At 63.3% G+C, this 22,147-nt stretch carries 22 protein-coding genes; 10 read left to right on the forward strand and 12 right to left on the reverse strand.

Annotation, left to right across the window (positions count from 1 at the left end):
• Positions 1-15 precede the first annotated feature (15 nt).
• The 3 genes from hisG (at position 16) to hisC (ending at position 3,155) form a co-directional block, all read left to right on the forward strand.
• Positions 16-651: an ATP phosphoribosyltransferase gene (gene hisG / locus J7573_RS15025; protein WP_294336532.1), complete on the forward strand. Its 636-nt coding sequence runs from the start codon at positions 16-18 to the stop codon at positions 649-651.
• A gap of 126 nt (positions 652-777) precedes the next feature.
• The gene (hisD, locus tag J7573_RS15030) at positions 778-2,103 is read left to right on the forward strand and encodes a histidinol dehydrogenase (protein WP_159411970.1); all 1,326 of its coding nucleotides are present in this window, start codon (positions 778-780) and stop codon (positions 2,101-2,103) included.
• A gap of 2 nt (positions 2,104-2,105) precedes the next feature.
• Positions 2,106-3,155 (forward strand): histidinol-phosphate transaminase, encoded by a 1,050-nt coding sequence (gene hisC / locus J7573_RS15035; RefSeq protein WP_294336535.1) that lies wholly within the window; start codon positions 2,106-2,108, stop codon positions 3,153-3,155.
• 53 nt (positions 3,156-3,208) lie between these two features.
• Here hisC and J7573_RS15040 read toward each other — a convergent pair whose 3' ends face one another.
• Positions 3,209-4,399 carry an alkaline phosphatase family protein gene (locus tag J7573_RS15040; RefSeq protein WP_294336582.1) on the reverse strand — a complete coding sequence of 397 codons (1,191 nt, stop codon included), beginning with the start codon at positions 4,397-4,399 and terminating at the stop codon, positions 3,209-3,211.
• Positions 4,400-4,555: 156 nt separating this feature from the next.
• Between J7573_RS15040 and J7573_RS15045 the strand changes: the two genes are divergently transcribed.
• The 4 genes from J7573_RS15045 (at position 4,556) to J7573_RS15060 (ending at position 7,454) form a co-directional block, all read left to right on the forward strand.
• Positions 4,556-5,206 carry a FadR/GntR family transcriptional regulator gene (locus tag J7573_RS15045; protein ID WP_294336538.1) on the forward strand — a complete coding sequence of 217 codons (651 nt, stop codon included), beginning with the start codon at positions 4,556-4,558 and terminating at the stop codon, positions 5,204-5,206.
• Positions 5,207-5,219: 13 nt separating this feature from the next.
• Positions 5,220-6,500 carry a CynX/NimT family MFS transporter gene (locus tag J7573_RS15050; protein ID WP_294336540.1) on the forward strand — a complete coding sequence of 427 codons (1,281 nt, stop codon included), beginning with the start codon at positions 5,220-5,222 and terminating at the stop codon, positions 6,498-6,500.
• Between the two features lie 171 nt (positions 6,501-6,671).
• On the forward strand, positions 6,672-7,142 hold the full coding sequence (locus J7573_RS15055; RefSeq protein WP_294336542.1) for a nuclear transport factor 2 family protein: 471 nt from the start codon (positions 6,672-6,674) through the stop codon (positions 7,140-7,142).
• Positions 7,143-7,160: 18 nt separating this feature from the next.
• Entirely contained in the window at positions 7,161-7,454 is a 294-nt protein-coding gene (locus J7573_RS15060; protein ID WP_079229588.1) for a GIY-YIG nuclease family protein, read from the forward strand.
• Here J7573_RS15060 and yejK read toward each other — a convergent pair whose 3' ends face one another.
• On the reverse strand, positions 7,455-8,462 hold the full coding sequence (gene yejK / locus J7573_RS15065) for a nucleoid-associated protein YejK (RefSeq protein WP_294336547.1): 1,008 nt from the start codon (positions 8,460-8,462) through the stop codon (positions 7,455-7,457).
• A gap of 393 nt (positions 8,463-8,855) precedes the next feature.
• Between yejK and J7573_RS15070 the strand changes: the two genes are divergently transcribed.
• Entirely contained in the window at positions 8,856-9,137 is a 282-nt protein-coding gene (locus J7573_RS15070) for an HU family DNA-binding protein (RefSeq protein WP_027920195.1), read from the forward strand.
• Between the two features lie 51 nt (positions 9,138-9,188).
• Here the strand turns inward: J7573_RS15070 and rlmF are convergent, their stop codons facing one another.
• From rlmF to J7573_RS15095, 5 genes are all read right to left on the reverse strand, one after another.
• Complete coding sequence (rlmF, locus tag J7573_RS15075; protein WP_294336550.1) at positions 9,189-10,139, reverse strand: 23S rRNA (adenine(1618)-N(6))-methyltransferase RlmF; 951 nt, start codon at positions 10,137-10,139, stop codon at positions 9,189-9,191.
• A gap of 163 nt (positions 10,140-10,302) precedes the next feature.
• A complete protein-coding gene (locus tag J7573_RS15080) occupies positions 10,303-13,149 on the reverse strand; it encodes a valine--tRNA ligase (protein ID WP_294336552.1) in 2,847 nt (948 codons plus the stop codon).
• Positions 13,150-13,296: 147 nt separating this feature from the next.
• Positions 13,297-13,668, reverse strand: coding sequence for a DNA polymerase III subunit chi (locus tag J7573_RS15085; protein ID WP_294336554.1), 372 nt, complete (start codon positions 13,666-13,668; stop codon positions 13,297-13,299).
• 5 nt (positions 13,669-13,673) lie between these two features.
• Positions 13,674-14,102 carry a DNA polymerase III subunit chi gene (locus J7573_RS15090; RefSeq protein WP_294336556.1) on the reverse strand — a complete coding sequence of 143 codons (429 nt, stop codon included), beginning with the start codon at positions 14,100-14,102 and terminating at the stop codon, positions 13,674-13,676.
• Positions 14,103-14,151: 49 nt separating this feature from the next.
• Positions 14,152-15,645, reverse strand: coding sequence for a leucyl aminopeptidase (locus J7573_RS15095; protein ID WP_294336557.1), 1,494 nt, complete (start codon positions 15,643-15,645; stop codon positions 14,152-14,154).
• A 289-nt stretch (positions 15,646-15,934) separates the two neighbouring features.
• Here J7573_RS15095 and lptF point away from each other — a divergent pair, with 289 nt between their 5' ends.
• Positions 15,935-17,050, forward strand: coding sequence for an LPS export ABC transporter permease LptF (gene lptF, locus J7573_RS15100; protein WP_294336560.1), 1,116 nt, complete (start codon positions 15,935-15,937; stop codon positions 17,048-17,050).
• Positions 17,043-18,104: an LPS export ABC transporter permease LptG gene (gene lptG / locus J7573_RS15105; RefSeq protein ID WP_294336561.1), complete on the forward strand. Its 1,062-nt coding sequence runs from the start codon at positions 17,043-17,045 to the stop codon at positions 18,102-18,104. The genes lptF and lptG overlap by 8 nt, the downstream gene beginning before the upstream one ends.
• 48 nt (positions 18,105-18,152) lie before the next feature.
• Here the strand turns inward: lptG and J7573_RS15110 are convergent, their stop codons facing one another.
• The 5 genes from J7573_RS15110 to J7573_RS15130 form a co-directional block, all read right to left on the reverse strand.
• Positions 18,153-18,641, reverse strand: coding sequence for an RDD family protein (locus J7573_RS15110; protein WP_186603609.1), 489 nt, complete (start codon positions 18,639-18,641; stop codon positions 18,153-18,155).
• 91 nt (positions 18,642-18,732) lie between these two features.
• A complete protein-coding gene (locus J7573_RS15115; protein WP_016392187.1) occupies positions 18,733-18,942 on the reverse strand; it encodes a cold-shock protein in 210 nt (69 codons plus the stop codon).
• Positions 18,943-19,299: 357 nt separating this feature from the next.
• Complete coding sequence (gcvT, locus tag J7573_RS15120) at positions 19,300-20,421, reverse strand: glycine cleavage system aminomethyltransferase GcvT (protein ID WP_294336573.1); 1,122 nt, start codon at positions 20,419-20,421, stop codon at positions 19,300-19,302.
• A 27-nt stretch (positions 20,422-20,448) separates the two neighbouring features.
• On the reverse strand, positions 20,449-21,825 hold the full coding sequence (locus J7573_RS15125) for an L-serine ammonia-lyase (protein WP_294336575.1): 1,377 nt from the start codon (positions 21,823-21,825) through the stop codon (positions 20,449-20,451).
• A 137-nt stretch (positions 21,826-21,962) separates the two neighbouring features.
• The coding region (locus J7573_RS15130) for a hypothetical protein (protein WP_294336577.1) at positions 21,963-22,147 on the reverse strand (185 nt) is incomplete at its 5' end.

The following is a 22,147-nucleotide window of genomic DNA, read 5'->3' on the forward strand; positions in this document are numbered from 1 at the left end:
AGGACCGACGTTCCAATGTTGACCATCGCGCTTTCCAAAGGCCGTATCCTCGACGATACCCTGCCGTTGCTGGCCGAGGCCGGTATCGTGCCGACCGAGAATCCGGACAAGAGCCGCAAGCTGATCATCCCCACCACGCAGGACGACGTGCGCCTGCTGATCGTGCGTGCCACCGACGTGCCGACCTATGTCGAGCATGGTGCCGCCGACCTCGGTGTGGCTGGCAAGGACGTGCTGATGGAGTACGGAGGCCAGGGCCTGTATGAACCGCTGGACCTGCAGATTGCCAAGTGCAAGCTGATGACCGCCGGTGCGGTCGGTGCGCCGGAGCCCAAGGGCCGCCTGCGCGTCGCCACCAAGTTCGTCAACGTGGCCAAGCGTTATTACGCCGAGCAGGGCCGTCAGGTCGACATCATCAAACTGTACGGCTCGATGGAGCTGGCACCGCTGATCAACCTCGCCGACAAGATCATCGACGTGGTCGACACCGGCAACACCCTGCGCGCCAACGGCCTGGAACCCCAGGAACTGATCGCCACGATCAGCTCGCGCCTGGTGGTCAACAAAGCCTCCATGAAGATGCAGCACGCCCGCATCCAGAGCCTGATCGACACGCTGCGCAAAGCGGTCGAATCGCGACACCGCGGTTGACATCTGCGCGCGGCCTTCGCTGTCGCGCCCGTCTATCCGCGTCATAGCCATTTTTCTCGGGTGCCCGCGCGGATGGACTGGTAGCCTAGGGCGCCTGAGCATTCGCTAATAATCGAGGCCCTCGCCATGACCGTGTCCACTGCAATTGCCCGTCTCAACGCTGCTGATCCGGATTTCGCACGACATCTGGATCATCTGCTGAGCTGGGAAAGTGTGTCCGATGACGCGGTCAATCAGCGCGTGCTGGACATCATCAAGGCCGTGCGCGAGCGTGGCGATGCTGCGCTGGTGGAATTCACCCAGCGCTTCGACGGTGTTGACGCCAAAAGCATCGATGACCTGATCCTCGGGCGCGAGCGTCTGGAACTGGCCCTGACCCGCATCACCGACACCCAGCGTGCAGCCCTGGAGAAGGCCGCCAACCGCGTGCGCCTGTACCACGAGCGGCAGAAGCAGGACTCCTGGCAGTACACCGAAGCCGACGGTACCGTGCTCGGCCAGAAGGTCACCCCGCTGGACCGTGCCGGCCTGTACGTGCCGGGCGGCAAGGCGTCGTACCCGTCTTCGGTGCTGATGAACGCTATTCCCGCCAAGGTTGCCGGTGTCGCCGAGGTGGTGATGGTGGTGCCAACCCCGCGTGGCGAGGTTAACGAACTGGTGCTGGCTGCCGCCTGCATCGCCGGCGTCGACCGGGTGTTCACCGTCGGTGGTGCCCAGGCCGTAGCCGCCCTGGCCTATGGCACCGAAAGCGTGCCACAGGTAGACAAGATCGTCGGCCCGGGCAACATCTACGTGGCCACCGCCAAGCGCCACGTGTTCGGCCAGGTCGGTATCGACATGATCGCCGGCCCGTCGGAAATCCTCGTGGTATGCGACGGCCAGACCGACCCGGACTGGATCGCCATGGACCTGTTCTCCCAGGCCGAGCACGACGAAGATGCCCAGGCCATCCTGGTCAGCCCGGATGCCGCCTTCCTCGACCGCGTGGCCGCCAGCATCGACAAGCTGCTGCCGACCATGGAACGTGCCGAGATCATCGAGAAGTCGATCAACGGCCGTGGTGCGCTGATCCAGGTGCGCGACATGCAGCAGGCCATCGAAGTGGCCAACCGCATCGCCCCCGAGCACCTCGAGCTGTCGGTCGCCGACCCGCAGGCCTGGCTGCCACAGATTCGTCACGCCGGTGCGATCTTCATGGGCCGCCACACCAGCGAAGCACTGGGCGACTACTGCGCTGGCCCCAACCACGTGCTGCCGACTTCCGGTACCGCGCGCTTCTCGTCGCCGCTGGGGGTGTATGACTTCCAGAAGCGCTCGTCGATCATCTTCTGCTCCGAACAGGGCGCATCCGAGCTCGGCCACACCGCCTCGGTCCTGGCCCGTGGCGAGTCGCTGACCGCCCACGCCCGCAGTGCCGAATACCGTATCCTGACCCAAGACAAGGGGAACTGAGCATGAGTCGATTCTGGAGCCCCTTCGTCAAGGCGCTGGTGCCTTACGTACCGGGCGAGCAGCCCAAGCTGGCCCGCCTGGTCAAGCTGAACACCAACGAGAACCCGTATGGCCCGTCGCCCAAGGCGCTGGAAGCCATGCGTACCGAGTTGAACGACAACCTGCGCTTGTACCCTGACCCGAACAGTGACCGGCTCAAGCAGGCGGTGGCCGAGTATTACAGCGTCACCCCGGCCCAGGTGTTCGTCGGCAACGGCTCGGACGAGGTGCTGGCGCACATTTTCCACGGCCTGTTCCAGCACGCTCGCGGCCCGCTGCTGTTCCCGGATGTCAGCTACAGCTTCTATCCGGTCTACTGCGGCCTGTACGGCATTCCATTCGAGCAGGTGGCGCTGGATGAGCAGTTCCAGATCCGCATTGCCGACTACGCCAAGCCCAACGCCGGGATCATCTTCCCCAACCCCAACGCACCAACCGGCTGCCTGCTGCCGCTGCAAGCGATCGAACAGCTGCTGCAAGCCAATCGCGATTCGGTCGTGGTGGTGGATGAAGCCTACATCGACTTTGGTGGCGAGACCGCCATCAGCCTGGTGGATCGCTACGACAACCTGCTGGTGACCCAGACCCTGTCCAAGTCGCGTTCGCTGGCCGGGCTGCGCGTCGGCCTGGCTGTTGGCCATCCGGACCTGATCGAGGCCCTGGAGCGGATCAAGAACAGCTTCAACTCCTATCCGCTGGACCGTATGGCCATCGTGGGGGCGGCGGCAGCGTTCGAAGACCAGGCCTACTTCGAGGAAACCTGCCGCAAGGTGATCGACAGCCGTGAAGCGCTGGTCGCGCAGTTGGTTGCAAAAGGCTTCGAAGTGCTGCCGTCGGCGGCCAACTTCATCTTCGCCCGCCACCCGCAGCAGGATGCCGCGCAGTTGGCGGCGCGCCTGCGTGAACAAGGGGTGATCGTGCGTCACTTCAAGCAGGAGCGGATTGCCCAGTTCCTGCGTATCACCATTGGCACGCCGGAGATGAACCAGGCGTTGGTCGATGCGCTGAACTGAGCCAAGGGCTGCAGGAGCGATTGAGTTCGCTCCTGCAGGCTATGCCGCGCGCGTCAGTAGCTGTTTTCCTCGATGACGAACGGCTGGCTGACTGGCCGGGTGCGTATGGCTATCGGTGTGTCATCCAGTTCGAGCACATAGTCGTTGGCCTGGCGCATGCCTTGCGGATCAGTCCATTGCTGCAGGTAGGCCTGCACGTTCGCGACGAACTGGCCATTTCTATGAATGATCACGGTGCCTTGTGAGTCGCTGTTCCACAGCAACTTGGCGTCGCCCTCAATGGCCCGTGCCTTGCGTACTCCCGTCGCGCCCAGCAATGGCGTGCCATCGAGCCTCCATTCCGGCAGCAGGTCGAGCCCCATGTGCCGGAGTACGGTCGGGGCCACCGACGTTTGTGCCGCGTATCCATACAAGTTGTTGGGCCCCGGGTTGTCCTCTGGAACGCTCGGTTGGTTCAGCTCTTCGTTCAATGGCTTGTTACTGGCTATGAAGACCGTCTTCTCCTGTTCGGTCACGCCACCATGGCCGGAGCCCCAGTAATCACGACCGTGGTCGGTACACACGATCACCAGCCAGTCCTCCTGCGGGTTCTTGTAGGCACGCGCCGCGACCTTGTCCAGCAGGCGCCCCAGCCTGTCGTCAGCCTCGCGCAAGGCAAATTGGTAAGCCGGGCCGAAACCGCTGGCGTGGCCTGCTTCATCGGGCTCGTCAAGTTGAACGAAGGTGAAATCGGCAGGCGTGTTGTCGAGGATCTCCAGGGTTCGCACGGTGACTTGCTCATCGCTCAGGCCGCTTTCGCGCACATTGTTGCCTTGAGCATCCTCCAGCAGGAAGGCCGTGTTGATCGGCGACCAGTTGACGATGCTGGAGAGATAGGCGTTCGGCAGGGCTTCACGCAGCCGTTTGAACACGCTGGGGAACTCCGGGTCGACCCGCAAGGATTCGCTATTGGAAATGACCCCATGCTTGTTGGCCCACACACCAGTGAGCAAGGTCATCCAGCCTGGTCCGCTGATCGTCGCCTGTTCGCTGGCGCGGCCGTTGATGCCACCGGCATAGGCTTTGCCGTAGGACAGGCGTTTCTGCAGGTTGGTATCGCCGCCCAGTTGTTCATAGTGCTGCAGTTGCACACCGTCCATCCCGATGATGAGCGTCTTGGGCTGCAGTGGCGGTTGTCTGGCGTCGCACCCTTTGAAGAGCAGCACGAGCAGCAGGCCGGCTGCAATCAGGGCAATCGACCGCAATACTTTGGACATGGACATGAACAGGGCCTGGATGGAGTCGTGCCCAGCGTTGCAGCAAGGCACTCTGCTGACAACTGGTAGAAATGCCAGTTGAATTGATGTCTGGAAGACGTTCCATTAAGCTTCGTCAATTCATCGGATGATTGGTTGAGTGAAATGAGCAGCGAATTGACCAAGCGCTCCCTGGTCGAACTTGCCGTAGAACGCATGCGTGAGCGCATCCTGCAAGGCGACTGGCAAGTCGGGCAGCGCCTGCCGACCGAGCCGGAACTGGCGCTGGAGTTGGGCATCAGCCGCAATACCGTGCGCGAGGCCATGCGCGTGCTGGCATTCAGTGGCCTGGTGGAAATCCGCCAGGGTGACGGCAGTTACCTGCGCACCTGCCAGGACCCGCTGCAGGCTGTGCAAGCCATGTCGCGCTGCACCCTGGAGCAGGCCCGCGAGACACGGCACATCCTCGAGTCCGAGGCGATCGGCCTGGCAGCATTGCGCCGTACCGACGAGGACCTGCAAGGCCTGCGTGCAGCATTGACGGGCAGTGCCGAGCATTTTCACGGTGATGTCGATGCCTATGTCAGCTGTGACCTGATGTTTCACCAACGCCTGATCGACGCTGCGCACAATCCCGCACTGAGTGAGTTGTACCGCTACTTTTCTGGCGTCGTGGCCGCAGCGCTGCAACGCAACATGGCGACCGTACCGCGCAACCAGGCAACATTCGACCTGCACGGGCAGATCCTCGACGCCATCGAACAACGCGATCCGGAACGGGCCAAGGCCCTGAGCCGGACCCTCATCGAATCCTGAAGACGAGAAGGCCATGGCTGAACCAATGACCCAAGACGCGCCTGCCCGCGAGCGAGAACTGGAAGAACTGCTGATCGATGCCGAGGCCGACGATGCCAAGGTGCAGCAACAACCACCGGCCCTGCAGCGGCCCTGGCTGTTGCTGCTGGGGCTGGTGCTGGTGGCATTGAACCTGCGCCCGGCGTTGTCGAGCATGGCGCCGGTGCTCGGACAGGTCTCTGCAGGGCTGGGCCTGAATGCCTCCGAGGCCGGCCTGCTGACCACCTTGCCGGTGCTCTGCCTGGGGCTGTTCGCGCCGCTGGCACCGGTCCTGGCGCGCCGCTTCGGCAGCGAGCGGGTGATCCTGGGGATCCTGCTCACCCTGGCGCTGGGGATCGTGGTGCGCAGCGCCCTGGGGGTCGTCGGTGTGTTCATCGGCAGCGTCATGGCTGGGGCCAGCATCGGCATCATCGGCGTGCTGCTGCCCGGTATCGTCAAACGCGACTTCCCGCAGCATGCGGGCACCCTGACTGGGGTCTACACCATGGCCCTGTGCCTGGGTGCGGCCATGGCGGCGGGGGCTACCGTGCCGCTGACCCAGCATTTCGATGACAACTGGGCCTTTGGCCTGGGCTTCTGGATGCTACCGGCGCTTTTGGCCATGCTCGTCTGGTTACCGCAAGCGCGTCAGGGGCACGGTCTGCACAAGGTCGCCTACCGGGTGCGCGGGCTGTGGCGTGACCCGTTGGCATGGCAGGTAACGCTGTACATGGGGCTGCAGTCGTCGCTGGCGTACATCGTCTTTGGCTGGTTGCCGTCGATCCTCATTGGCCGTGGCCTGAGCCCGACCGAAGCCGGCCTGGTGCTGTCCGGTTCGGTCATCGTGCAACTGATCAGCTCGCTGGGGGCCCCTTGGCTTGCGACCCGCGGCAAGGACCAGCGGCTGGCTATCGTGATCGTGATGCTGGTGACCTTGGCGGGGCTGTTCGGCTGCCTGTATGCCCCGATCGACGGGCTGTGGGGCTGGGCAGTACTGCTGGGGCTGGGGCAGGGCGGTACATTCGCCCTGGCCCTGACGTTGATCGTGCTGCGCTCGAAGGATGCCCATGTGGCGGCGAACCTGTCGAGCATGGCCCAGGGCGTGGGTTATACCTTGGCGTCCATGGGCCCGTTCGCGGTTGGCCTGGTGCATGACCTGACCGGCGGTTGGGCGGCGGTAGGCTGGATCTTCGCGGTGCTGGGTGTCGGCGCGATCGTGTTCGGGCTTGGCGCCGGGCGGGCGCTGCATGTGCAGGTGAGCAGCGAAAAACTCTGAGGCCTGTGCTTGCCTCTTCGCGGGTGAACCCGCTCCCGCAGGTATCGTGCAGAACTTGAAACCTGCGAGGAACCTGTGGGAGCGGGTTCGCCCGCGAAGAGGCCGGCACTGGCGAAAGCAAGCGGGCCAGATTATCGTGCAGGCTTCGACTCCCAGGACGGATCTGCTTCCATGACTGACGCCAACCGTGACCTGATCACCCGCTTCTACCAGGCCTTTCAGCGCCTGGACGCCGAGGCCATGGTGGCCTGCTACAGCGACGACATCGTCTTCAGCGACCCGGTATTCGGCACCTTGCGCGGACGTGATGCCGGCGACATGTGGCGCATGCTCACAGCGCGTGCCAAGGACTTCACTCTGACCTTCGACCAGGTCCGTGCCGACCCGCTCAGCGGCTGCGCGCACTGGGTTGCAACCTACCTGTTCAGCCAGACTGGTCGCACCGTGGTCAATGATATCCAGGCGCGCTTCGTCATTCGCGATGGGCTGATCTGCCAGCATGACGACAGCTTCGACCTGTGGCGTTGGTCGCGTCAGGCGCTGGGGGCGCCAGGTTGGTTGCTGGGTTGGTCGCCGATGCTGCAGAACAAGGTGCGCCAGCAGGCATTCAAAGGGCTGCGAGCGTTCCAGCAAGCGCATTGAGCGGTTAAGCTGTCGGCCATGAGCATCGTCAACGAAGTCGCCGAAACCCCGCTGTGCAAACCGTGGTACGTCTACCTGGTGCGGGCTGCCAATGGCTCGCTGTACTGCGGTATCAGCGATGACCCGCAGCGGCGTTTCGCTGCCCACCAGAAGGGCCAGGGCGCCCGCTATTTCAAGACCAGCCCGGCACAGGCGCTGGTGTATGTCGAGCAGTGGCCGGACAAGGGCGAAGCGCTGCGCCAGGAGCGCCTGGTGAAAAAGTTGCGCAAGTCGGCCAAGGAGGCACTGGTGGCCTCCTATGTGGCCGTCTGATCAGTCCTTGCGGCGTTTGAGCTGATCCACCAGCGTGGTCGGCAAGCCTTTGATGATCAGGGTGCCGGCGGCCTCGTCATATTCCACCTTGTCACCCAGCAGGTGCGCTTCGAAGCTGATCGACAGGCCTTCGGCACGCCCGGTGAAGCGGCGGAACTGGTTCAGGGTGCGTTTGTCTGCGGGGATTTCCGGCGACAGGCCGTAGTCCTTGTTGCGGATATGATCGTAGAACGCCTTCGGGCGGTCCTCGTCGATCAGGCTCGACAGCTCTTCCAATGTCACCGGTTCACCCAGCTTGGTCTGGGTGGTGGCGTACTCGACCAGGGTCTGGGTCTTCTCGCGGGCAGATTCTTCCGGCAGGTCCTCGCTTTCGACGAAGTCGCTGAAGGCCTTGAGCAGGGTGCGCGTCTCGCCCGGGCCGTCGACGCCTTCCTGGCAGCCGATGAAGTCGCGGAAGTAGTCCGAGACCTTCTTGCCGTTCTTGCCCTTGATGAACGAGATGTACTGCTTGGAATTCTGGTTGTTCTTCCACTCGGACAGGTTGATGCGCGCCGCCAGGTGCAGCTGACCAAGGTCGAGGTGGCGCGATGGCGTCACGTCCAGCTCGGCGTTCACCGCCACACCTTCGCTGTGGTGCAGCAGGGCAATGGCCAGGTAGTCGGTCATGCCTTGCTGGTAGTGGGCGAACAGGATGTGGCCACCCGTGGAAAGGTTCGACTCTTCCATCAGCTTTTGCAGATGCTCGACCGCCACGCGGCTGAACGCCGCGAAGTCTTTGTCGTCTTCCAGGTACTGCTTCAACCAGCCACTCAGTGGGTAGGCGCCGGACTCGCCGTGGAAGAAGCCCCAGGCCTTGCCTTGCTTGGCGTTGTAGCTGTCGTTGAGGTCGGCCAACAGGTTTTCGATGGCGTCCGATGCGCCCAGCTCGGTATCCCGTGCATGGAGCACGGCGGGGCTGCCATCGGGCTTCTTGTCGATCAGGTGAACGATGCAATGACGGATTGGCATGGAATTCTCGGTGAGTCTGGGGCGGCCACAGGCCGCGCTGCAAAAGTCCTCCAGTTTACCCCAGACAACAGGCGCTGCAGTGGCCGGATGTTGGCAGAAATGCCGGTTGTTCGTTTTTTGTTCAAATTTGTGGGTTTTCGGCTGAAACCCCCGAAAAACCTGCACTAAATCGAAGCGGGTAGCGGATATTTATCCATTCCTGTGGTAGCTTTGCGCCGTCTTGCGCCCCTTGAATGGCGCATTGCTGGCAGCGTGCTCATGCCGTGTCGAACCAAACGCCGATTTACGCATCTACATGCGCGATTGGCGCGGCCCTCCAGAACTCAGGGGCTGGCCCGATAACGTCGTAGAACGCTGCATAACCACTGATTTAGATAGGGAAGGAACACCACCATGGCATTGACCAAAGACCAACTGATTGCCGACATCGCTGAAGCCATCGACGCGCCAAAAACCACCGCTCGTAACGCACTGGAGCAACTGGGCCAGATCGTTGCCGACCAACTGGAAAACGGCGCTGAAATCACCCTGCCAGGCATCGGCAAGCTGAAAGTCTCCGAGCGTCCTGCCCGTACCGGCCGCAACCCTTCGACTGGCGCTGCCATCGAAATCGCTGCCAAGAAAGTCGTCAAGTTCGTTCCGGCCAAAGGCCTGACCGACGCTGTCAACAAGTAATCTGTTGACGCACTGACGAAACCGCGCCCGGCTTGCCCGGGCGCGGTTTTTTCATGCCTGCGATTTGCGCCCGGCGTGCCAGGCCTGGCGTGCGATGTCGTCGTGGAAGCTCCAGGCGACCATGCGGCTCTGCTTCTGGCCCTGGCCCATCTCGACAATGCGCACCGCCTTGGCACCCGCTTTCTTCAGCGCCGCCTCGATGCCAGGCAGGTTGCTGGCCTTGGACACCAGGCTGGTGAACCACAGCACCTGCTGTGCGTATTGCGCGCTTTCGTCGACCAGCTGGGTGACGAAGCGGATCTCGCCGCCCTCACACCACAGTTCGTTGTTCTGCCCGCCAAAATTGAGCACCGGCAGCTTGCGCTTGGGGTCTTGCTTGCCGAGGTTCTTCCACTTGCGCTGGCTGCCACGGGTGGCTTCTTCGCGCGAGGCATGGAAGGGCGGGTTGCACAGGGTCAGGTCGAAGCGTTCGTCGGCTTGCAGCAGGCCGCCGAGGATGTGCTTGCGGCTGGCTTGTTGGCGCAGGCTGATGCCCTTGCTCAAACCGTTGGCCTGGACGATGGCCTTGGCCGAGGCCAGCGCCACCGGGTCAATGTCCGAGCCGAGAAAGCGCCAACGGTAATCGCTATGGCCGAGCAGCGGGTAGATGCAGTTGGCGCCTACGCCGATGTCCAGCACGCGAACCTGGGCGCCTTTGGGCACTTCGTTGGCGTTGTCCTCGGCCAGCAGGTCGGCGGCCACGTGGATGTAGTCGGCGCGGCCGGGGATTGGCGGGCACAGGTAGTCGGCAGGGATGTCCCAGTGCTGGATGCCGTATTGCGCCTTGAGCAGGGCACGGTTGAACACGCGCACGGCTTCCGGGTTGGCGAAGTCGATGCTGGGTTTGCCGTGGGGGTTGGTGATGGTGAAGCGGGCCAGATCAGGGTGCGCCTTGATCAGACTGGGGAAGTCGTAGCGGCCCTGGTGGCGGTTGCGCGGGTGCAGGGTGGGTTTGTCGGTCATGGTCGGATCCGGTGTTGCAGGCCATGGGGCTGCTTTGCAGCCCTTTCGCGACACAAGGCCGCTCCTACAGGATAGCGGCGCCTATCAAACCGGCACCGTCCCTGTAGGAGCGGCCTTGTGTCGCGAAAGGGCCGCAAAGCGGCCCCAGCGGTCTATCAGATTGTTACAGCGCTGCAATCCGCGCGTGCTGCTCGGTGAAGTTGGCCAGGGCCTGTTCGGACTCGGCCAGCTTGGCGCGTTCCTTCTCGATCACGGCAGGCGGCGCCTTGTCGACGAAGGCGGCGTTGGACAGCTTGCCGCCCACGCGCTGGACTTCACCCTGCAGACGCTGGATTTCCTTGTTCAGGCGCGCCAGTTCGGCGTCCTTGTCGATCAAGCCGGCCATCGGCACCAGCACCTGCAGGTCGCCTACCAGGGCGGTGGCCGACAGCGGTGCTTCGTCGGCATCGCCGAGCACGGTGAACGATTCGACCTTGGCCAGCTTCTTCAGCAGGGCTTCGTTTTCCTGCAGGCGACGCTGGTCGTCGGCGTTGGCGTTTTTCAGGAACAGCGGCAGCGGCTTGCCCGGGCCGATGTTCATCTCGGCGCGGATGTTGCGCAGGCCGACCATCAGCTCCTTCAGCCACTCGATATCACCTTCGGCGGCGGCATCGATGCGGCTTTCATTGGCCACTGGCCAAGGCTGCAGCATGATGGTCTTGCCTTCGATACCGGCCAGCGGCGCGATGCGCTGCCAGATTTCTTCGGTGATGAACGGCATGAACGGGTGCGCCAGGCGCAACGCCACTTCCAGCACGCGGACCAGGGTGCGGCGGGTGCCACGGGCGCGCTCGACCGGGGCGTTTTCGTCCCACAGCACAGGCTTGGACAGCTCCAGGTACCAGTCGCAGTACTGGTTCCAGATGAACTCGTACAGCGCCTGGCTGGCCAGGTCGAAGCGGAACTGCTCGAGCTGGCGGGTCACTTCGGCTTCGGTGCGCTGCAGCTGCGAGATGATCCAGCGGTCGGCCAGCGACAGCTCGTAGGCTTCGCCGTTCTGGCCGCAGTCCTCGCCCTTGTCCAGCACGTAGCGGGCGGCGTTCCAGATCTTGTTGCAGAAGTTGCGGTAGCCTTCGACGCGGCCCATGTCGAACTTGATGTCGCGGCCGGTGGAAGCCAGCGAGCAGAAAGTGAAGCGCAGGGCGTCGGTGCCGTAGCTGGCGATACCTTCCGGGAACTCGGCCTTGGTCTGCTTGGCGATCTTCTCGGCAAGCTTCGGCTGCATCATGCCGCTGGTGCGTTTTTCCAGCAGGGCATCGAGGGTGATGCCGTCGACGATGTCCAGCGGGTCGAGCACGTTGCCCTTGGACTTGGACATCTTCTGGCCCTGGCCATCGCGCACCAGGCCGTGCACGTACACGGTCTTGAACGGTACCTGCGGGGTGCCGTCTTCGTTCTTGATCAGGTGCATGGTCAGCATGATCATGCGCGCAACCCAGAAGAAGATGATGTCGAAGCCGGTCACCAGCACGTCGGTGGAGTGGAACTTCTTCAGGAACTCGGTCTGTTCCGGCCAGCCCAGGGTGGAGAAGGTCCACAGGCCCGAACTGAACCAGGTGTCGAGCACGTCGTCGTCCTGGCGCAGCTTCACATCGCTGCCGAGGTTGTGCTTGGCGCGGACTTCTTCTTCATTGCGGCCGACATAGACCTGGCCGGCCTCGTCGTACCAGGCCGGGATGCGGTGGCCCCACCACAGCTGGCGGCTGATGCACCAGTCCTGGATGTCGCGCATCCAGGAGAAGTACATGTTCTCGTACTGCTTGGGCACGAACTGGATGCGGCCATCTTCCACGGCTTCGATGGCAGGTTCTGCCAGCGGCTTGGTGGAGACGTACCACTGGTCGGTCAGCCATGGCTCGATGACGGTGCCCGAACGGTCGCCTTTCGGCACTTTCAGGGCGTGGTCGTCGATGCTCACCAGCAGGCCCTGGGCGTCCAGGTCGGCAACGATCTGCTTGCGCGCGACGAAGCGGTCGAGACCGGCGTACTGGGCAGGCAGGCTGGTGTCGATCTGCTCGTTGAGGCTGCCGTCGAGGTTGAAGGCCTGGGCGGCGGACAGCACCAGGGCGTTCTTGTCGAAGATGTTCAGCAGCGGCAGGTTGTGGCGCTTGCCGACTTCGTAGTCGTTGAAGTCGTGGGCCGGGGTGATCTTCACGCAGCCGGTGCCGAATTCCGGGTCGCAGTAGTCGTCGGCGATGATCGGGATGCGGCGGCCGACCAGCGGCAGTTCGACGAACTTGCCGATCAGTGCCTGGTAGCGTTCGTCGGTCGGGTTGACGGCAACGGCGGCGTCACCCAGCAGGGTTTCCGGACGGGTGGTGGCGACCACCAGGTAGTCCTTGCCCTCGGCGGTCTTGGCACCGTCGGCCAGCGGGTAGCGCAGGTTCCACAGGTGGCCCTTCTCGTCGTGGTTCTCCACTTCGAGGTCGGAAATGGCCGTGTGCAGCTTGGTGTCCCAGTTGACCAGGCGCTTGCCGCGGTAGATCAGGCCGTCCTCGTGCAGGCGCACGAAGGCTTCCTTGACCGCCTCGGACAGGCCGTCGTCCATGGTGAAGCGCTCGCGGCTCCAGTCGACCGACGAGCCCAGGCGGCGGATCTGGCGGCTGATGTTGCCACCCGATTGATCCTTCCATTCCCAGACCTTGTCCAGGAACTTCTCACGACCCAGGTCGTGACGGTTCTGGCCCTTGGCCTCGAGCTGGCGCTCGACCAGCATCTGCGTGGCGATACCGGCGTGGTCGGTACCTGGCTGCCACAGGGTGTCGCGGCCTTGCATACGGCGGAAACGGATCAGGGCGTCCATGATCGCGTTGTTGAAACCGTGGCCCATGTGCAGGCTACCCGTCACGTTCGGTGGCGGGATCATGATGGTGTAGGACTCACCTGCACCTTGTGGAGCGAAATAGTTTTCGGACTCCCAGGTGTTGTACCAGGAAGTTTCGATGGCGTGCGGCTGGTAGGTCTTATCCATGCGCGGCGGGACCCTGTGCATTTATTCGGGAAAGCCGAAAAGTATAACGAAGGCACAGGGTTTAGGCGACAGGAGCGGACAGAAGACCGTGAATTCCTGTAGGAGCGGCCTTGTGTCGCGAAAGGGGCGCAGAGCGCCCCCAGGGTATTACTCGGAACGCTTGATGAGACGCTCGATCCGCGCATCCAGGCGGCGCTTGATCTCGTTCTCGATATGCGGGGTGAAGTCGTTGATCACGTCCTGCATGATCATCTGCGCAGCAGCGCGCAACTCGCTCTCCAGATGCAGCAGGGTGTCCTGGCGGCGGGTCTGCGGATCATCCTCGGGCTCGACTGCTGCGGGCTCGGCTGCAGGCGCTGGCGCCGCGTTACTTGCAGGCACGTCGAGCAACAGGGGAATCTGCTCGACCGTTTCGGTCAGCAGGGGTGGCTGCAGGTCGGCATCGCCGAGCAGCTGGCGAATCGATTCCAGATCATCCAGCAGATGGGCGGAATCGGGTAGGGCGGAAGGCTTGTCCATCGTCGTTAAAGTCGCTGTAAGCGGTGGTCTTGCAGAGCATAGCCCTGTTCGCGGTAGAAACGGAATCGCTCGCGGGCCGATTGGCGAATGCCGGGCTCTTCGACAACGATCTCGGCAACCCGCTCGAACTGGCCGACGAACCCTGGCACACCGGCCCCCAGGTTGATCAGCAGGTCGCGGTGCTCGCCGGCATCGTCCCCCAGGCCCAAGGCCACAGAGGCCTGCGCGTGCACTTCTGCCAGGTCATGGGGCACGAAGGCCTCGCCCTTGAAGCGCCAAAGGCGTTGATCCAGCTCGTTGCGCTGCTCGGCGTCCTGGCAATGCAGGTAGACCCGGTGGCCGAGGCGCCAGGCCTTCTCGCACAGCTTGCAGGCGAAGTCCAGCCGCGCCGACAGCGAGTCGGTGGGCAGGATATAGAAATCGACTTTGCTCATGTGTGGTCTGCCAGCTGGCGGCGCCTGGGGCGCCGCCAGCATCACGGCATCAGGCGCCGGCGCGGTCCAGCAGGTACTGGGTCAGCAGCGGGACCGGGCGACCGGTAGCGCCCTTGTCCTTGCCGCCACTGATCCAGGCCGTGCCGGCGATGTCCATGTGCGCCCAGTTGTACGCCTTGGCGAAGCGCGACAGGAAGCAGCCCGCGGTGATGGTGCCGGCTTTCGGCCCACCGATGTTGCCCATGTCGGCAAACGGGCTGTCCAGTTGCTCCTGATATTCGTCGAACAGCGGCAGCTGCCAGGCACGGTCGTCGGCGCGCTTGCCGGCGTCGAGCAGTTGGCCGACCAGCTCGTCGTTGTTGCCCATCAGGCCCGAGGTGTGGCTGCCCAGGGCGACGATGCAGGCGCCGGTCAGGGTGGCGATGTCGATCACCGCCTGTGGCTTGAAGCGCTCGGCGTAGGTCAGGGTGTCGCACAGCACCAGGCGGCCTTCGGCGTCGGTGTTGAGGATCTCGACGGTCTGGCCGCTCATGGTGGTGACGATGTCGCCCGGGCGGGTGGCGCCGCCGCTCGGCATGTTCTCGGCGCAGGCCAGCAGGCACACCAGGTTGATCGGCAGTTGCAGTTCGAGGACCGCGCGCAGGGTGCCGAACACGCTGGCGGCGCCGCACATGTCGAATTTCATTTCATCCATGCCGGCGCCTGGCTTGAGGCTGATGCCGCCGGTATCGAAGGTGATGCCCTTGCCCACCAGCACGAACGGCTTGTCGGCCTTCTTGCCGCCCTGGTAATTGAGCACGATCAGGCGTGGCGGCTGGTCGCTGCCCTGGCCCACGGCATAGAACGCGCCCATGCCCAGGTCCTTGATCTTCTTCTCGTCCAGCACTTCGACCTTCAGGCCCTTGTGGGCCTTGCCCAGGTCCTTGGCCTGCTCGGCCAGGAAGCTCGGGTGGCACAGGTTGGGTGGCAGGTTGCCCAGGTCGCGGGTGAAGGCCATGCCGGTGGCGATGGCGCTGGCGTGCTTGACGGCGCGCTCGACTTCGCCCAGGCCGGCCTTGTCGGCCAGCAGGGTGACCTTCTTCAGGGCGCGCGGTTCGGCCTTCTGGCTCTTGAAGCGGTCGAACACGTATTCGCCGTCGAGCAGGGTCTCGGCCAGCAGGCGGTATTTGCCGTAATGGGCGTCGCGGTTGCTGACCGCGATGTCGTCCAGGGCCAGCACGGCATCACCACCGTTCAGGCCCTTGAGCACGCCGGCCACGCTGGCGACCAGCTTGCGCCATGCGCGGTCACCGAGGGCTTCGTCCTTGCCGCTGCCGACCAGCAGCACGCGCTCGGCCTTCAGGCCCGGCACGCTCTGCAGCAGCAGGGTCTGGCCAGGCTTGCCGGCCAGGTCGCCACGCTTGAGCACCGCGCTGATGGCGCCTTCGCAGGCGTCGTCGACGGCCTTGGCAACGGTACCGAGCTTGCGCCCTTCACCGACCGGTACGACCAGAGTGGCGGTTTTTACGGATGCAGCGGCTACGCTTTTTACAACCAGTTCCATGTCAGGGTCCCCGAATGATCTATGCAGTTGGCGCTATGCGTTTTCGCGCTCTGGACGGGCCTGGCCGCGTTGCCGCGTGCCAGCGGAAAAGCTGCCAGTTTGAGCCTCCCGCCAGCGTGCTGACAACCCCGATGTTGGCCTTCATGCGCCGCCAAGTGACAGGCGCGGCCAATCACAGGATAATGCGCGCACTTTACATGGAGGTTCGCCCTAGGCGAACCGGCTTTGGTCCTGGCTGTCACAGGCCAATGTTTGGCAGTCCGCCCCTGACAACCCAGGAGTGTCTGGTTTGATCGTCTTTCGTTATCTGTCCCGCGAGGTCCTGGTGACCTTGAGCGCCGTCAGCGCCGTGCTGCTGGTGATCATCATGAGCGGGCGTTTCATCAAGTACCTGGCCCAGGCGGCCCAGGGCATCCTCGACCCTGGCGTGCTGTTCCTGATCATGGGCTTCCGCATGCCAGGTTTCCTGCAGCTGATTCTGCCGCTGGGTCTGTTCCTCGGCATTCTCCTGGCCTACGGCCGGCTGTACCTGGAAAGCGAGATGACCGTTCTGTCGGCGACCGGCATGAGCCAGCAGCGCCTGCTGGGCCTGACCATGGCACCGGCGGCGCTGGTTGCCCTGCTGGTGGCCTGGCTGAGCCTGAGCCTGTCTCCACTGGGCGTTGCCCAGGTGCAGAAGATCGTTGCCCAGCAGGATGCCATGACCGAGTTCGACACCCTGGTGCCGGGCCGCTTCCAGACCCTGCGCGACGGTTCGCGGGTCACCTACACCGAGCAGCTGTCGGACGACCGCGTCAAGCTGGCCGGGGTGTTCATTTCCGAGAAGCGCTTCAACCAGGACAAGACCAAGGACCGTGCGCCTTCGGTGCTGGTCGCCGAAAGAGGCCATCAGGAAATACAGGCCGATGGCAATCGCTACCTGGTGCTGGAGAACGGCTACCGCTACGACGGTAACCCGGGCCAGGCCGATTACCGTGCCATCAAGTACGACACCTATGGGGTCTTGCTGCCAAAGCCTGAAGTTGCCGAAGACGTGACTGATCGCGAGGCGATTCCGACCCTTGAACTGTTCGGCAAGACCGACCTGCGTGAGCGTGCCGAGCTGCAATGGCGCCTGTCGCTGCCGATCCTGGTGTTCGTCGTGACCCTGATGGCGGTGCCGCTGGCCAGGGTCAACCCGCGCCAGGGCCGCTTCCTCAAGCTGCTGCCGGCAATTCTTCTGTACATGGCTTATCTGACAATGCTGATTTCCGTACGCGGCGCTCTGGAGAAGGGCAAATTGCCGATTAGCCTGGGCATCTGGTGGGTGCACGGCCTTTTCCTGTTGATCGGCCTGGCCCTGATGTACTGGGAGCCGCTGCGCCTGAAAATGGCTGCCCGTCGTGCGGAGGTGGCCCATGGCTAAGCTAGACCGCTACATCGGCATCAGCGTGCTGCTGGCCATCCTGGCCGTGCTGGGGATCATCCTCGGCCTGGCCTCGCTGTTCGCCTTCATCGACGAGATGGGTGAACTGAGCGACACCTACTCCTTGCTGGACGCGTGCAGTTTCGTCCTGCTGACGGCACCTCGGCGCCTGTACGAAATGCTGCCGATGGCGGCGCTGATCGGCTGCCTGATCGGCCTCGGCAGCCTGGCCAGCAACAGTGAGCTGACCATCATGCGCGCTGCTGGTGTTTCCATCGGCCGCATCGTCTGGGCGGTGATGAAACCGATGCTGGTGCTGATGCTGGTTGGCGTGCTGATCGGTGAATACGTTGCCCCGGTGACCGAGAACAAGGCCCAGGCCGACCGGTCCCTGGCTCAGGGTGGTGGTGAAGCGCAAAGCTCCAGGCATGGCATGTGGCACCGCCAGGGCGAGGAGTTCGTGCACATCAACTCGGTGCAGCCCAATGGCCTGCTGCTGGGTGTGACCCGCTACAGCTTCGACAGCGAGCGCAAGATCCAGACGTCGAGCTTTGCCCGTCGTGCCCAGTACAACGATGACCACTGGACGCTCAACGACATCAGCACCACGTTCTTCCGGGGTGACCACACCGAAGTGGTGAAGACGCCGAGCGAGCGCTGGGACGTTTCGCTGACGCCGCAACTGCTCAATACCGTGATCATGGCCCCCGAGTCGTTGTCGATCACCGGGCTGTGGGACTACATCCACTACCTGTCTGACCAGGGCCTGAACAACGCCCGTTACTGGCTGGCGTTCTGGACCAAGGTGATGCAGCCGCTGGTGACCGCAGCACTGGTGCTGATGGCGATTTCCTTCATCTTCGGCCCGCTGCGTTCGGTGACCCTCGGCCAGCGCGTGTTTACCGGTGTGCTGGTGGGCTTCGCGTTCCGCATCGGCCAGGACCTGCTGGGCCCGTCGAGCCAGGTGTTCGGTTTCCCGCCGCTGTTGGCGGTGGTGATTCCGGCAGGTATCTGTGCCTTGGCTGGCGTGTGGTTGCTGCGCCGGGCAGGTTGATGGCGTGAACAGCTGAAAAAGCCGACCCAGGGGTCGGCTTTTTTGTGCCTACTTTTTCTGCTTCGGTACCCGCACCAGCTGGGTTTCCGAATAGATGTCGTGCCAGCCGCGTTTGCGCTTGTCGATCAGTGACCAGAAGAAGCCAAGCCCCAGGCACAGCCAGGAGGCAATCGACACCACGAAACGCAACAGTGCCTGCCACAGGCTGATCGCGCTGCCATCGGCGTTCTGTACGCGCACGCCCCACACCTGCATGCCCAGGGTCTGACCGCCATGGGTCCAGAACTTGGCAAAGAAGCCGAACAGGGCGAACAGCAGAACGGTCGAGAGCAGCGGGTCGCCATCCAGCGCGCCGGCCTCGGTCAGTTCACGCATGCGGGCTTCGCCGATGATCGCCATCTGGATCAGCTTGTAGGCCCCGGCGGTGACGATCAGCAGTGCCGTGCACAGGAGGAAGTCGTAGAACATCGCCGCCAGGCGTCGGCCCAGGCCGACCGGTGGGAAATCACCCTGGGGGGAGAGCAGAGGCTTGGACATGCAAAACAGCTCCGAATGGCGAAGCCGCTATTCTACGGGCAAAAAAAAGCCCCTGCACATGGCAGGGGCTTTTTAGGAGTCGGGCTTGTGCTTAGACAGGCTGGACTTTGTCAGCCTGCATGCCTTTTTGGCCTTGGACTGCTTCGAAGGTAACCTTCTGGCCTTCTTTCAGGCTCTTGAAGCCGTTGCCTTCGATGGCACGGAAGTGCACGAACAGATCCGGACCGCTTTCTGGGGTGATGAAACCGTAACCTTTTTCGTCATTGAACCACTTGACGGTACCGTTCTGACGCTCAGCCATTGTCTTATTTCCTATGAAGCTTAAATTTTGATGACAGTTTCTTTCACGTTATATAAGAGTGAAAGACTACTGGGCTGGGTTGCAGGAAAGTAAGAGACGTCGAACGGGTTGTAGCAAATCTCGGCTACTGGCCCAGGTCACGAACTGTTGCGACCCATGCAAACACAGTGCAGTGACTCTACGCCAACTCCCGAGAAAAAAACAAGCCCTTGGTCGTATAGAAAATCGGCGTTTTGCCGATAACCGACAGATTTGTCGGAAACGGCATGGCGCCTGGCCTGGCGCCATGTTCAAAAGTTATTGGGCAGGTTCGAAATCGAATATGTAGCACCTGCCCATACACCTCAGACACTACCTTCAGCCACGGTAGTAACGCTGTGCAACGAAAGGCATTTTGCTGACTTTCAAGGCAACCTTCTTGCCGCGTACCAAGGCAAACAGAGCGGTATCGAGAGCGCCATGTTCGATATCGACATAGCCCATCGCAACGGGTGCGCCGAGTGTCGGGCCAAAGCCACCACTGCACACTTTGCCGACGGGTTTGTCGTTAGCATCGACAATATCCGCGCCTTCACGAACTGGCGTACGTTCCTGCGGCAACAAACCCACACGTTTGCGCGCAACGCCATCGCGCTGATGGGCAAAGATGGCCTCGGCACCGGGGAAACCGGCGGCACGCGCGCCATCGGCGCGGCGTACTTTGGAAATCGCCCACAGCAGGCTGGCTTCGATCGGGGTGGTTTCGGTGTTCATGTCGTGGCCATACAGGCACAGGCCGGCTTCCAGGCGCAGCGAGTCGCGAGCGCCCAGGCCGATAGGCTGCACCTCAGGCTCGGCCAGCAGGCGACGAGCCAGGGCTTCGGCAGCGCCGACCGGCACCGAGATCTCGTAGCCGTCTTCGCCGGTATAACCCGAGCGGCTGACGAAGCAGTCTTCGCCCAGCAGTTTCACCGGGCGGAACTGCATGAAGGTCATGCCCGCCACTTCCGGCGCCAGGCGCTCCAGCACCTTGACCGCCGCCGGGCCTTGCAGGGCGAGCAGAGCGCGTTGCTCGAACAGCGGCTGCACTTCACAACGGCTGCCGATATGTTTCTGCAGGTGAGCCAGGTCCTGGTCCTTGCATGCCGCGTTGACCACCAGGAAGAGGGTGTCGTCACCGAGGTTGGCGACCATCAGGTCGTCGAGGATGCCACCGTGCTCGTTGGTGAACATGGCATAGCGCTGCATCCCCACCGGCAGGTCGATGATGTCCACCGGTACCAGCGACTCCAGGGCCTTGGCTGCATCGGCGCCACGCAGGACGATCTGGCCCATGTGCGAAACGTCGAACAGGCCGGCCTGCTCGCGGGTATGCAGGTGTTCCTTGAGCACGCCCAGCGGGTACTGCACCGGCATGTCGAAGCCGGCGAACGGCACCATGCGCGCGCCCAGTTCCAGGTGCAGGGCGTGCAGCGGGGTCTTTTGCAGTGTTTCGGACATCGATGACTCCTTGGTTTTTTTATTGGGTCAACATTCGATGATGTTGACAGCCAGACCGCCGCGGGCGGTCTCCTTGTACTTGCTTTTCATGTCGGCGCCGGTCTGGCGCATGGTGCGGATTACCTTGTCGAGCGACACGTAGTGCTGCCCGTCACCGCGCAGGGCCATGCGCACGGCGTTGATGGCCTTTACCGAGCCCATGGCGTTGCGTTCGATGCAAGGCACCTGAACCAGGCCGCCAATCGGGTCGCAGGTCAGGCCGAGGTTGTGTTCCATGCCGATTTCAGCGGCGTTCTCCACTTGCTGCGGGGTACCGCCCATCACTTCGCACAGGGCGCCTGCGGCCATCGAACAGGCCACGCCGACCTCGCCCTGGCAGCCGACTTCGGCCCCGGAAATCGAGGCGTTTTCCTTGTAGAGGATGCCGATCGCGGCAGCGGTGAGCAGAAAACGCACCACGCCGTCCTCGCTGGCGCCAGGGACGAAACGCATGTAGTAGTGCAGCACCGCAGGGACGATGCCCGCCGCGCCGTTGGTCGGTGCAGTGACCACGCGCCCGCCGTAGGCGTTTTCCTCGTTGACTGCCAGGGCGTAGAGGTTGACCCAGTCGAGCACCGACAGGGCATCGCGCAGGCTGGCTTCCGGGTGGCGGCTGAGCTGCCGGTACAACGCCGGCGCGCGGCGCTTGACCTTGAGCCCGCCGGGCAGGATGCCCTCATGGCGGCAGCCGGCCTCGACGCAGTCCTGCATGACCTGCCAGATGCGCAGCAGTCCGGCGCGGGTTTCGGCTTCCGGGCGCCAGGCCGCCTCGTTGGCCAGCATCACCTGGCTGACCGACAGGTGCTGCGCGGTGCAGTGGCCGAGCAGTTCCTTGGCGGTCTTGAATGGCAAGGCCAGCACGGTGCTGTCCTCGACGATGCGGTCCTGGCCGGCGGCGTCTTCGTCGACCACGAAACCGCCGCCCACCGAGTAGTACTCGCGGCTGCGGATCTGCAACCCGGCGGCATCGAAGGCACGAAAGATCATGCCGTTGGGGTGATAGGCCAGGGGCTTGCGGATCATCGCCAGGTGCTGCTTCTCAACGAAGGCGATGGTCTGCTCACCCAGCAGGCTGAGCTGGCCGCTGGTGCGGATGGCCTGCAGGCGGGCGGGGATGGATTCGGTGTCGACGGTATCAGGGTGCTCGCCTTCCAGGCCGAGCAATACCGCCTTGTCGCTGCCGTGGCCTTTACCGGTGGCGCCGAGCGAGCCATACAGCTCTGCCTTGACGCAAACGGTGCTGGCCAGCAGGCCATCGCGGCGCAGCCCTTCGGCGAAGCGTGCAGCGGCGCGCATCGGGCCGACCGTGTGGGAACTGGAGGGGCCGATGCCGATCTTGAACAGGTCGAAGACGCTCAGTGACATGGTGACCTCCTGCCAGGTTCGTGGGGCGGACGATGAACCCTGTGGGAGCGGGTTCACCCGCGAATGCGGCAATGAAGCCAGCATCGTATTCGCGGGTAAACCCGCTCCCACAGGGTATGTGGCAAGCCTCGGTGCTATCAGGCGTCCTGATAGCTCTCGATCGACGGGCAGGCGCAGACCAGGTTGCGGTCGCCGAACACGTTGTCGACCCGGCCGACCGGCGGCCAGTACTTGCTTTCCACCAGGCTCGGGAGCGGGTACACCGCCTGCTCGCGGCTGTAGCCATGGGCCCATTCGCCAACCAGCTCGGCCGCGGTGTGCG

It is taken from the genome of Pseudomonas sp. (assembly GCF_017744435.1).
Classification (GTDB): Bacteria; Pseudomonadota; Gammaproteobacteria; order Pseudomonadales; family Pseudomonadaceae; genus Aquipseudomonas.

Coding starts and splice junctions, on each gene's coding strand:
- hisG (WP_294336532.1), top strand. CDS start 16: ATGTTGACCATCGCGCTTTCCAAAGGCCGTATCCTCGACGATACCCTG.
- hisD (WP_159411970.1), top strand. CDS start 778: ATGACCGTGTCCACTGCAATTGCCCGTCTCAACGCTGCTGATCCGGAT.
- hisC (WP_294336535.1), top strand. CDS start 2,106: ATGAGTCGATTCTGGAGCCCCTTCGTCAAGGCGCTGGTGCCTTACGTA.
- J7573_RS15045 (WP_294336538.1), top strand. CDS start 4,556: ATGAGCAGCGAATTGACCAAGCGCTCCCTGGTCGAACTTGCCGTAGAA.
- J7573_RS15050 (WP_294336540.1), top strand. CDS start 5,220: ATGGCTGAACCAATGACCCAAGACGCGCCTGCCCGCGAGCGAGAACTG.
- J7573_RS15055 (WP_294336542.1), top strand. CDS start 6,672: ATGACTGACGCCAACCGTGACCTGATCACCCGCTTCTACCAGGCCTTT.
- J7573_RS15060 (WP_079229588.1), top strand. CDS start 7,161: ATGAGCATCGTCAACGAAGTCGCCGAAACCCCGCTGTGCAAACCGTGG.
- yejK (WP_294336547.1), bottom strand. CDS start 8,462: ATGCCAATCCGTCATTGCATCGTTCACCTGATCGACAAGAAGCCCGAT.
- J7573_RS15070 (WP_027920195.1), top strand. CDS start 8,856: ATGGCATTGACCAAAGACCAACTGATTGCCGACATCGCTGAAGCCATC.
- rlmF (WP_294336550.1), bottom strand. CDS start 10,139: ATGACCGACAAACCCACCCTGCACCCGCGCAACCGCCACCAGGGCCGC.
- J7573_RS15080 (WP_294336552.1), bottom strand. CDS start 13,149: ATGGATAAGACCTACCAGCCGCACGCCATCGAAACTTCCTGGTACAAC.
- J7573_RS15085 (WP_294336554.1), bottom strand. CDS start 13,668: ATGGACAAGCCTTCCGCCCTACCCGATTCCGCCCATCTGCTGGATGAT.
- J7573_RS15090 (WP_294336556.1), bottom strand. CDS start 14,102: ATGAGCAAAGTCGATTTCTATATCCTGCCCACCGACTCGCTGTCGGCG.
- J7573_RS15095 (WP_294336557.1), bottom strand. CDS start 15,645: ATGGAACTGGTTGTAAAAAGCGTAGCCGCTGCATCCGTAAAAACCGCC.
- lptG (WP_294336561.1), top strand. CDS start 17,043: ATGGCTAAGCTAGACCGCTACATCGGCATCAGCGTGCTGCTGGCCATC.
- J7573_RS15110 (WP_186603609.1), bottom strand. CDS start 18,641: ATGTCCAAGCCTCTGCTCTCCCCCCAGGGTGATTTCCCACCGGTCGGC.
- J7573_RS15115 (WP_016392187.1), bottom strand. CDS start 18,942: ATGGCTGAGCGTCAGAACGGTACCGTCAAGTGGTTCAATGACGAAAAA.
- gcvT (WP_294336573.1), bottom strand. CDS start 20,421: ATGTCCGAAACACTGCAAAAGACCCCGCTGCACGCCCTGCACCTGGAA.
- J7573_RS15125 (WP_294336575.1), bottom strand. CDS start 21,825: ATGTCACTGAGCGTCTTCGACCTGTTCAAGATCGGCATCGGCCCCTCC.